Source organism: Acinetobacter sp. YH12112 (genome assembly GCF_013418945.1).
GTDB classification, from domain to species: domain Bacteria; phylum Pseudomonadota; class Gammaproteobacteria; order Pseudomonadales; family Moraxellaceae; genus Acinetobacter; species Acinetobacter indicus.
The window spans coordinates 1-10,416 of sequence record NZ_VPBA01000058.1; the positions used below are offsets into that span (position 1 = coordinate 1).

A 10,416-nucleotide genomic window follows, 5' to 3' on the forward strand; every position below is an offset into this window, starting at 1 on the left:
TCTGCCTGTTTCAAGATGGACATGATCTGACTGTCAGTAAATTTAGATGTTTTCATGCAGAATCTCCTGCTCGTATCTTAAGAGAAAATTCTACTTTTAGATCCTATTATTTTTAGGGGGGATTACCCTTTAATAAAGCTTTCTTGCAATATATAAGCAGCTGCTTTAGCGATATCACGCTCAGATGTTGGTTTTTTAGTTGGCATATCAAAAACTCTCATAAGTGATAATTTTAAGCATGTTTTTAACCACTGCATAAAAATAGACCAAAAATTAAGCTTTTTTAGTTTTACAGATTCGAAAATAAATAGTAATAATTCATGAATAGTAGCCGAAGCTACCATTCATGAATCCAAATCATACTATTTTAAAAAACTAATTCGATGCCTGCACCATATTTCCATCCCTTTTCAGACTCTGTTGCCTCTTGCATAGAAGTGGCTTTCTGTCCTTTTTCATATTGGTAAGCAACATCAATGAAAGGTTTAATTCGCTTAGTAATCTCATATCGGGTTTTGATACCAGTTTTTAGTTCTGATAAACCTGATTTTGCAGCATAGTTAGAATCATCGCTAAATATTACATCTGCTTCGATATAAGGTTGAGTAATAAGTTTCTGAGTTAAAAGCAAATCACGTTCTAATTCAAAACTTGCTCCCCAAAAATTATTCTCACCGCCATAAAAATATGCTTGTGTTTCAAAGAAATAAGGAGCTAGACCTAATATACCAATAACCCCATCCACTCGATCGCTGCTGCTGTTATTTTTATCTTCACTATATCTTACCCCAGCTTGTACATCCCAAAATGGGGCTACGTTACGGCTATAAAGTGCTGATACAGCATATTCTGGATCATTACTTTCTGACTTTTCCGAATTGGCTTCAATAAATAGACGATTTTCATCTGTCCCAATCAAAGTTTCAAGCTTTGTTCCTAGCTTACCCTTACCATCTTCATCAACTATCCATGCATTTTCAAGTTTTGTTACTTGATAAATTTGTCCGCCATGTTCTTTAAGATGATCATCGTGAGATCCGTCTGATCTCTTTCTTGCAGTCAAAATAATATTATCTCCCCCATTTGCATTTTCCATTGAATAATATTCTGGATACAATTCTTGGGGGCTATATCTTAAGCCACCAGACTCCTGTAATAAGACTCTCATACCATTTGTAATATTACTTTCTTGTACAGGAGTTTCATTTTTAGCGAACGTTAGATTTGATAATCCAAATAGCGCAATCATCAAAGTTGTTTTTGAAAACAAATTATTAGTGATGTGCATGTGGATTTACTCCCTTCTCATTTACTTGGGACTGAGGAACAGTCTTTGTAGAATTACCATCTTCCACTTGAGCTACAATGAGTTTATTCATCATTCCTGCACTCATATGGTAAAGCAGGTGACAATGAATAGCCCACTCACCTAACTCATCAGCTGTGAGTAGAGTGGTTATCGTTTTCCCAGGTGGAACAATTACCGTATGTTTGTTTGGCATATTGCTTGGATCCTGACCATTCTCAAGCTGCATAAACATGCCATGTAAGTGCATTGGGTGAGCCATCATACTGTCATTGACAAATTTTAAGCGAATACGTTCACCATACTTCACCACTAGTGGGTCGGCTTCATTAAATTTTTTACCATTTATTGTCCAAATATAACGCTCCATGTTTCCACCAAGACGGATCTCTATTTCACGTTCAGCTGCACGAGTGTCTTTTTGAGGATCTAACGATTGCAAATCACTATATTGCAATGCTTTATTACCTTCAGGTGTTGAAGCATTTGCCCATCCAAATACGGTATTATCATTCTTGTCTGAAGCCGCCTTAACAGTAGCGCTATTCATCGGCATATCATGATCCATACCTTTCATAGAAGACATATCATGATCCATACCTTTCATAGAAGACATATCGTGATTCATGCCTTTCATAGAAGACATATCATGATTCATATCTTTCATTGAAGACATATCATGATCCATACCTTTCATAGAAGACATATCGTGATTCATATCTTTCATAGATGACATGTCATGGCTCATCCCCATATCTTCCATAGTTAATAAAGCACGAGGGCGAGATTTAGGCATCTCAATTTGTTTGACTGCTGGGCTGCTTTCTTCATGTAATGTTCCCACTGAAAAACCGGTACGATCAATAGATTCAGCTTCAATTTGGTAATGTGCTTGTTTTGGTTCCACAATGACATCATAGGTTTCAGCAGTACCAATACGGAACTCATCTACAGGAACGGGTTTTACAGGTTGACCATCAGCACTGACTACAGTCATTTTTAGGTTTGGAATGCGTACATCAAAGAATGACATAGCGGAAGCATTAATAAAACGAAGGCGAACTTTTTCACCAGCTTTGAAGTTACCGGTCCAGTTTTGCTGAGGTGTTTTGCCATTCATTAAAAATGTATAACCAGTCACATCGGACATATCTGTTTTCAACATCCGCATCTGATTCCACATAGAGCGGTCTTGCCAAGTTGCCTTTAATCCATCACGTTTAACTTGTTTTAATACATCGAATACTGTTTCGCGACGGTTCTGATAGTAATCTGCTTCTTTTTTAAGATTTTTCATAATTTGATCACTTGTTGAATTATGAAAATCAGAAAGCAAAACAACGTAATCTTTATCGGTTTTTTCAGCAGCTGTTAGTGGAGTTTTATCTTTAGGATAAATAACAAAAGCACCATATAAACCGTCTTGTTCTTGTCCTTTACTATGTGAATGATACCAATAAGTACCATTTTGGCGGACTTTAAACTTATATTCATAAGTTTTATTAGGGGCAATGCCATTAAATTTGTTAAATCCAGGTACACCATCCATAATTCCAGGTAATAATAAGCCATGCCAATGGATTGAAGAGTCCTGATTTTTTAACTTATTGTGAACACGGATAACGGCCTCATCACCTTCTTCAAATTCAAGAAGTGGTGCAACGAATTTACCATTTACAGTAATTCTCTCAACTGGTTTTCCTGTGATATTTACAGTTTGTTCAGCGATTGTTAAATCATATTCTTTAACTGCCGCCATTACCCAAGTTGATGAAAATAAACCAACTCCAATTAAGAGTATATGACTTAACTTTTTTGACATTCTATCTCACCTTTAGAAAGGTCAAGATTGAAGTAATAAAGCAAATATTTAGTATAAACTTTAATACTTCTTTCTCGCTATTTATAAAATTATTTATTGCTACCAGGCATATTCATCTTTGAATGATCCATTTTAGAATGGTCCATATTCATCATAGAATGATCCATTTTTGACATGTCAGATGAGTTAGGAGACTGATGTTGACTATGATCTTGCTGAGTCTTGTCATCTTTTTCCATTTTACAAGGTTTTGTACAAGGTTCCTGTGCTTTTACCGTTTTAGTGGCACTTGAGGTTGATACATCTTTTGCCCAAGATTGAGTACCAGCAATTAAAGTTCCAGCACACATTAAAATTGTTAGACTACGACGCACTACAGTTTTCATAAGTTTCTCTAAAAGTTAATTTCTTGCTACTACAATAAAGTGAAGCACTGAACATCTAAGTGACTTGAAAATGACATTTTTGTAATCTATCTCGATCAGATGTTTTATAACGTTATTATAGTTTTAATGAATAACTTAGGATTCTGAGATGAGAATACTATTAGTTGAAGATGAACAAAAAACTGGTGATTATCTCAAGCAAGGTTTATCCGAAGCTGGCTATATTACGGACTGGGTTACAGATGGGTTAACGGGTAAACATCAAGCTCTTTCTGAAGAGTATGACTTAATTATTTTAGACGTGATGTTACCTGGAATAAATGGTTGGAATATTATCAATGATATTCGTAGCAGCGGTAAAACAATGCCCATTCTTTTTCTTACCGCCCGAGATCAAATCGAAGATCGAGTAAAAGGATTAGAGCTAGGCGCTGATGATTATTTAGTTAAGCCTTTTGCTTTTGCAGAGCTTCTAGCTCGAATAAAAACGCTCCTTAGACGAGGGCAACAAAGAGAAGATAATAATATTATTAAGATTGCTGATTTAGAACTTGATTTGAGAAAACGTCGGGTAACACGAGCAGGTCAACGCATTGATCTGACGGCTAAAGAATTTGCGCTTATGGAGCTTTTTATGCGTAGAAGAGGTGAAATTCTACCAAGAGCACTTATTGCATCTCAAATTTGGGATATGAACTTTGATAGTGATACAAATGTAGTTGAAGTCGCTATTAAACGATTAAGAAATAAAGTAGATAGTAATTTTACCCCTAAGTTAATTCAGAATATTCGAGGAATGGGGTATGTATTAGAGGTAGAAGATGAATAATAAATTATTCAAATCTATCAGTTTTCGTATTGGTATTATTTTCTCATTATCGACTATATGCATTCTCATTATGATGGGGTTTTTCATCCATAAATTAGTGATGCATCATTTTGAAACGCAAGATCGTACCCAATTAGAAGGTAAAATCCAGCTTATTCAGAATCTTCTCCAACAGCATCCTAAAAATTCTCCAGAACTTGATCTATATTTGAAAGATGCTTTAGTTGGACACCATGATCTTATGGTCCAAATAGAACGACCGGCAGGTCAGATTTTATTTAGTTCAACACCTTCAATCATTAATACTCAACAGTTAATCAAGTCAGCAAATAACCATTGGATTAAATGGAAAATTAAGAATAAGACCTATCGTGGCATGATCTACAACACGGATATAAACAAAAATACTGAAATACAATCTGTACGCATTATTGTGGGGATCGATACATCTGAACATCTACATTTTTTAAATGATTTTAAGCGTCAACTTTTTTACATTGGTTTAGCCGGTACGATTTGTTTAATGTTTTTAGGCTGGTTTGCAACCTGGAGAGGTTTAAGACCCGTGCAAAAAATGGCTAAGGTCGCAGAAGGCATTTCTGCCCAACATCTTTCAGAACGTTTAGAAGTTGAGCACACACCAACAGAACTAAAATCATTAGCAATTGCCTTCAATGATATGCTCGACAGACTAGAATCAGCTTTAGAAAGGCTTTCCGATTTTTCATCTGATTTAGCGCATGAAATTAGAACACCGATTAATAACTTAATGACTCAAACTCAAGTATGTCTTGCCCGTAAACGAGATACCAGTACCTATCAAGAAGTACTATTTTCTAATTTAGAAGAATTAGAACGTTTGGCTCGAATGGTATCCGATATGCTTTTCTTGGCAAAAGCAGAACATGGCCTAAAATTACAGAACTTACAGAATATTGACCTGGTTAAAGAAGTTACAGCCTTATTTGATTTCTATGATGCGCTAGCTGCCGAAAAAAATATGACGCTTCAACAAACAGGATCTGGAAATGTCAAAGGTGATCCTGCTATGTTACGTCGAGCACTCAGCAATCTATTATCTAATGCAGTTAAATATGGAAATAAGAATTCTACAATACGCATAAAACTTCAACAGAATTTAGATAACACAATATTTTCAATTGAAAATGAAGGCCCTGAAATCTCTCCTGAACAACTATCCAGGTTATTTGATCGATTTTATCGAACAGATGCATCTAGACAAAGAACAGAAGAAGGAACCGGCTTAGGGCTCGCGATAACAAAATCTATTCTTGATATGCTTGGGGCGACCATCCAGGCTGAATCCCTCAATGGTCGAATCATTTTTACCATTGTTTTTCAAAGTGAATCCATGCAAGGGAAATCATTTTAACTCATTTTTTGAACATCTTCCATTTACCCGAGTTGACCTTACATAAAGCTCAAACTGAGAGCCAGAGCTACGCCAGCACCTATCATGGCAATTGTGTAGCCAAATATGATAGCTCGGCCAAACTGTGCCCCCCCCTGTCATCCATGCAATTGTCGCTTTGCTTAACATGTTGCTCAGTGTGGCCAGCCCTAGCGCGACAGCAGCCACATTTGTTGTTAAGCCTTCAGTACTATGCAGGCGGGCAAGTGAGACTAAAATAGCATCTACGTCTGCTAGCCCAGAAATAGTCGATAATACGAAGATGCCGCTGGTGCCCAACCATTGTTTTGCTGCCGGGACCAAGACTGCCATGACAGCCAGGAAAGCAGCGAAGCTGAATGCTGTCCCAAGATCAAAAGGAGCCATTGCTTCTATTGTTCGATCGTTGTTTTCAGCGCTGGTAATTTGGCGTTGTCTCCACAATGCCATACCCAGCAGAAGGATTCCCGCAATCATCATTGCACCACCAAAAGTGCTTAGCAATGCTGGCTCAATGACGCCTATCAGCACAACCATACGAAAAAACATGATGCCACAGGCAGCCAATGTTCCAGAAATAGCAGCACTGACCATGACGGGGTGCTGGCGTGTATAGCGTGCCAGTGCGACAGTTGCAGCTGTAGAAGATGCCAAACCACCCAATAGACCTGTCCAGAATATGCCTCTTTCTGAACCGGTAAGCCGCATGGCAAAATGACCTGCCAGAGAGAGTCCGGCAATCAGGATCACTGCCCACCATAACTGGTAAGGATTTAATGCAGCAAAAGGTCCCAGACCCGTATTGGGTAAGTAGGGTAATATAACGACAGAAAGTACCAGCAACTGCAGGGATGCGGTTAATTCACGATGCTCTATCAAGCGTAGCCAACCGTGTAAGGTTGGCTTGAGATCCAAAAATACAGCGACGATTACAGCCGCGGTTAATGCTAAAGTAACATTACCATGGGATGCATATGCACCTAAAACTAATGTCAACAGCATCGCGATCGTCGTGGTAGCGCTTAGATTACCGGAAAGTTTTGCGGTACGCGCGTAGGACACTGTTAATAATAAGGAAAGCCCTAATACGGCCGCGACCAGCGGCCAAGGCCCGAAGTTTGGTTGTAAATGACCGAGCACTCCTCCGAGCAATCCTGTCAATGTGAAGGTACGTAGGCCTGCTACTCGGCTGCCCTCGGGCAATTCACGATCGTGCCATCCTCGTTCTAAACCAATGAGCAGGCCGATGGCAAGTGCTGCAATAAGACCTGGTACATCTGGTGGAAGAAAAGAACTCTCTATCATAACTTTTTATTTCGCAGGCGAAGGGCATTCGTGATGACTGAAGCTGAACTCAAACTCATAGCCAAGGCGGCAATCATCGGTGACAACAACCAACCGGTAAATGGATATAGTACGCCAGCCGCGATAGGGACACCCAAAGCATTGTAAAGGAAAGCAAACATGAGGTTCTGTTTCATGTTGCCGACAGTAGCTTCCGAAAGTGAACGGGCAACAGCAATCCCTCGTAAATCTCCCTTGACCAGCGTAACTTGGGCACTATTCATTGCGACATCAGTTCCGGTCCCCATAGCGAGGCTTTGTTGCACAAAGATTTCATAACTATATGATTTTAGAAGTTTTGATTATTTTTTGATCCAAAGTTAAATTTATTTAAATCAGATGCTTACATATTTATGCAACAAAGCCATTTCAGAGTAAGGAATCTACTACTTATATAATAGAGATTCCATCTCCAAAACAGTACTACTGTATGAATGAGTTGTATTCAATGCAGGGAAGAATGTAGATCCTTAATACTAACGGAAAATTATTTTACTGAATTTTCATGTAAAGACTCATTTAATTGATCAATCACTGTCGTCCATTCACCATCAGAGTGTAGTTTTTCTTCTAAAAAATGACGTTGAGCATCAGTCCAAAAAATTGCTTGTGTTAAAAAAACATCTCCAGCTAGCTGATGGCTCTCTATGAATTTTGCAATTGCTTCTTCAGTAGAAGCTAAACCAAGCTGTTCAAATAATTTGGTCATTCTTGGACGTGTTTGAGTCATGTGCTTAGCCCACAAATTTATATTAGATCAAATTAAACATAACATGTTTATATTTAAACTAAAATATAAAAAATTAAATAGCTACTATTTTCTTAGACAAAATGATTACTACATTTCATAAATCAACCACCTACATAATTTGTTTGTTAAATGATCATTATTTTTCAATAAGATTATTTTAATAGTTAAAGATTTTAAATTTTAAAAATGACAAAAATGTAATTTTGAAGTCATCGCTCTGTTTCTGTCTCTCACTAATAATTGAAATATAAGAGGAGATGATGTGGTCTCATTAAATATAGATTTTATAAAGTCATCTCTAATGAACTAACGAATCAAGAGGAAACGTAAATGAAATTATTTCAAAATAAAATGACTGCTCTACGTAATGTTGTAGTAGCTGCAACGATGATTGTGGCTACTACAACTACGTTCGCTCATGTGAGTTTAGTGAGTGCGATTCCTGCGGAAAATGCATCTATCCTTAGTCAACCAAAGAACTTGACCCTTAACTTTGGTGCAGAGGTTATGTTGATGAATATTAAGTTACTGGATGCTCAGCGAAGAGATGTTCCTTTAAAATATAAAGTTACTCATGACTTAAAGAAATCCTTTGATGTCGCTCTTCCGAAACTGAAAAAAGGTAAATATACCGTTGTCTGGACAACAATGGGGAAAGATGGTCACAACATGAATGGTGAATATAGTTTCACTATCAAATCAACTAAATAAGAATTGATTACCTTTCAACATGTCAGTGAGGTGCTGGCATGTTGTTCTAGAATGGACAAAAATAATGATTTCTGAATATTGGATGTGGGCCACTTGGTTAACTAAGGTTATTTTATATTTAAGTGTAGCTTTTGTCGTTGGTGGAGCCTTTTGCTATTTTTTACTTAGACAATATCTTGAACTAAAAGAATCGATTCTTAAATATATTACAATTGGCGCTGGATTAGGCCTAATTTCCAGTACCTTGGGATTTTTTATTCTGATTGGTAGTTTTGCCAATACTGGTATTACAGGGATGGTGGACCCCACGTATATTAATATATTGGTTAATACTCCGACGGGGTATATATACGTTCTTCGTTCTATTAGTTTTGCTCTTTTACTTCTTCTCATGGTGGTTAAACTTAACAGGAACAAAGGTCAGTTTTCTATAATTGAAAGTTCAATATTTTGTGTTTTACTTCTCCCGATTATTTTTAGTTTTTCCCAGCTCGGACATGTCGCTAATTTAACCTTACTTGCTCAAATTTTATTATCAATCCATATTCTAGTTATGTCGTTATGGATGGGGTCTTTATATCCGTTATGGAAAACCAGCCGGGAAATAAGTGGTTTACCTTTAAAAGATCGCATGCATGTATTTGGACGTATTGCTGCTTTCATTGTTGGGATATTAATCGCCTGTGGCGCTAGTGTAGCTCTTCTTTTAATTAAGGATTTTAATACCTTAATCAATACTGCATATGGCTATGGTTTCATGGTTAAAATGTTTTTTGTTATAGGTATTCTACTTTTAGCTGCCTTCAACAAATGGTATTTCACCCCGCGTCTTCAACATCCTAAATTCGCTAAACACCTTAGTCATGCCATTTTATTTGAGATGTTATTAGGTCTATCAATTCTATTAACAACAGGCTATATAACCACTGTCGTGGGTATTGAATAAGAGAATTTCAAAATAAGGGAATTGAGGAAATTTAACATTACTGCATTTATCTTTTGTAGCTGAGCAATAAAGTTTCTACTGGACTGCCAACTTACGACAATCAGAACAGTAAAATCGCATCATGAGGCATTATACATAAAGGTAGTCACCGGTTTTTAGCTTATCTTCAACCCATAACGGTCTCATCTATTCAGTTCACTACCATTGATTGAAATAACTAATCTTATAAATTTCAGAGTGATCGTAGATGACAAAAATGTCATTTTAAAGTCACATTAATGTTGGTTAAGTACTTTTACTGTAGTCATTAGAACACTCTTCTTTGGAATACTCTGAAGAAAACTGTAAGGTTGTAAACAGACCAAGTTACAGCGAGTAACTGATTCAGAAAAAGGCTGGTTGTATGGTGAAAGTTTAGAGTTACTGTTCTAATGTTTTAAACAAATGTTTTGTTAAAAAGGAGCAACATATGAAATTTCACATCGCTAATATGACTTGTGGTGGTTGTGCACGCGGCATTACTACCGCAATTAAAGAGCTCGACTCGAATGCCTCACTCGATATTGATTTACAAAACCGTATTGTTGAAATCAACACAACGGTGAGTCAGGATCAAGTCATTGCCACTCTCAGTGAGCGTGGATTTACAGCTGATCCTGCTTAATCTCTGTTAGAGTAACAGTGGGAATTCCTTACCACTTTTACTCTCTCTTATTTTCCTCATCGTACAGATAAAACCTGTACTTGCTTGAAATAAAAGTAATCCCTGAATTCCCCCTAATCGGCACTGTTGCAAATAGAGATTTGAGTCGATGATGTTCCCTTTAAAAAGTACTTAGAGACCGAAAACCCTGTTGATTAGACACACTTCACCCTGAGGCTGACCATAATAAAATGACGATGCTTGTCC

At 37.2% G+C, this 10,416-nt stretch carries 10 protein-coding genes and 3 pseudogenes; 5 read left to right on the plus strand and 8 right to left on the minus strand.

Annotated features, from left to right (window positions below; genetic code table 11):
- Positions 1-122: 122 nt before the first annotated feature.
- The 4 genes from FTU50_RS14350 to FTU50_RS14365 all read right to left on the minus strand — a co-directional run bounded on the left by FTU50_RS14350 (position 123) and on the right by FTU50_RS14365 (position 3,514).
- Positions 123-344: a hypothetical protein gene (locus FTU50_RS14350; RefSeq protein ID WP_005180724.1), complete on the minus strand. Its 222-nt coding sequence runs from the start codon at positions 342-344 to the stop codon at positions 123-125.
- A 23-nt stretch (positions 345-367) separates the two neighbouring features.
- Positions 368-1,288 (minus strand): copper resistance protein B, encoded by a 921-nt coding sequence (locus FTU50_RS14355; protein ID WP_180055238.1) that lies wholly within the window; start codon positions 1,286-1,288, stop codon positions 368-370.
- Entirely contained in the window at positions 1,275-3,128 is a 1,854-nt protein-coding gene (locus FTU50_RS14360; RefSeq protein WP_005180719.1) for a copper resistance system multicopper oxidase, read from the minus strand. Before FTU50_RS14360 ends, FTU50_RS14355 begins: the two co-directional genes overlap by 14 nt.
- 89 nt (positions 3,129-3,217) lie before the next feature.
- Positions 3,218-3,514, minus strand: a complete 297-nt coding sequence (locus FTU50_RS14365; RefSeq protein ID WP_005006338.1) for a hypothetical protein — start codon at positions 3,512-3,514, stop codon at positions 3,218-3,220.
- A gap of 148 nt (positions 3,515-3,662) precedes the next feature.
- Between FTU50_RS14365 and FTU50_RS14370 the strand changes: the two genes are divergently transcribed.
- Positions 3,663-4,343 carry a heavy metal response regulator transcription factor gene (locus FTU50_RS14370; protein WP_005180717.1) on the plus strand — a complete coding sequence of 227 codons (681 nt, stop codon included), beginning with the start codon at positions 3,663-3,665 and terminating at the stop codon, positions 4,341-4,343.
- Positions 4,336-5,736 carry a heavy metal sensor histidine kinase gene (locus tag FTU50_RS14375; RefSeq protein ID WP_160232245.1) on the plus strand — a complete coding sequence of 467 codons (1,401 nt, stop codon included), beginning with the start codon at positions 4,336-4,338 and terminating at the stop codon, positions 5,734-5,736. Before FTU50_RS14370 ends, FTU50_RS14375 begins: the two co-directional genes overlap by 8 nt.
- 38 nt (positions 5,737-5,774) lie before the next feature.
- Here FTU50_RS14375 and FTU50_RS14380 read toward each other — a convergent pair.
- The 3 genes and pseudogenes from FTU50_RS14380 to FTU50_RS14390 form a co-directional block, all read right to left on the minus strand.
- A pseudogene (locus FTU50_RS14380) lies at positions 5,775-7,059 on the minus strand (MgtC/SapB family protein).
- Positions 7,056-7,352 (minus strand): annotated as a pseudogene (locus tag FTU50_RS14385) (copper-transporting ATPase); the annotation flags it as partial. The pseudogenes FTU50_RS14380 and FTU50_RS14385, both read right to left, overlap by 4 nt.
- Positions 7,353-7,585: 233 nt before the next feature.
- The gene (locus FTU50_RS14390; RefSeq protein WP_004281876.1) at positions 7,586-7,828 is read right to left on the minus strand and encodes a DUF2789 family protein; all 243 of its coding nucleotides are present in this window, start codon (positions 7,826-7,828) and stop codon (positions 7,586-7,588) included.
- 351 nt (positions 7,829-8,179) lie between these two features.
- Here FTU50_RS14390 and FTU50_RS14395 point away from each other — a divergent pair, with 351 nt between their 5' ends.
- The 3 genes from FTU50_RS14395 (at position 8,180) to FTU50_RS14405 (ending at position 10,170) form a co-directional block, all read left to right on the plus strand.
- On the plus strand, positions 8,180-8,560 hold the full coding sequence (locus tag FTU50_RS14395; protein ID WP_004681441.1) for a copper resistance protein CopC: 381 nt from the start codon (positions 8,180-8,182) through the stop codon (positions 8,558-8,560).
- A 64-nt stretch (positions 8,561-8,624) separates the two neighbouring features.
- Positions 8,625-9,506 carry a copper resistance D family protein gene (locus FTU50_RS14400; protein ID WP_005105846.1) on the plus strand — a complete coding sequence of 294 codons (882 nt, stop codon included), beginning with the start codon at positions 8,625-8,627 and terminating at the stop codon, positions 9,504-9,506.
- A 469-nt stretch (positions 9,507-9,975) separates the two neighbouring features.
- Entirely contained in the window at positions 9,976-10,170 is a 195-nt protein-coding gene (locus tag FTU50_RS14405) for a heavy-metal-associated domain-containing protein (protein ID WP_004281879.1), read from the plus strand.
- Between the two features lie 171 nt (positions 10,171-10,341).
- On the opposite strand, the pseudogene FTU50_RS14410 reads toward FTU50_RS14405, so the two are convergent.
- Positions 10,342-10,416: pseudogene (locus tag FTU50_RS14410) on the minus strand (IS6 family transposase); the annotation flags it as partial.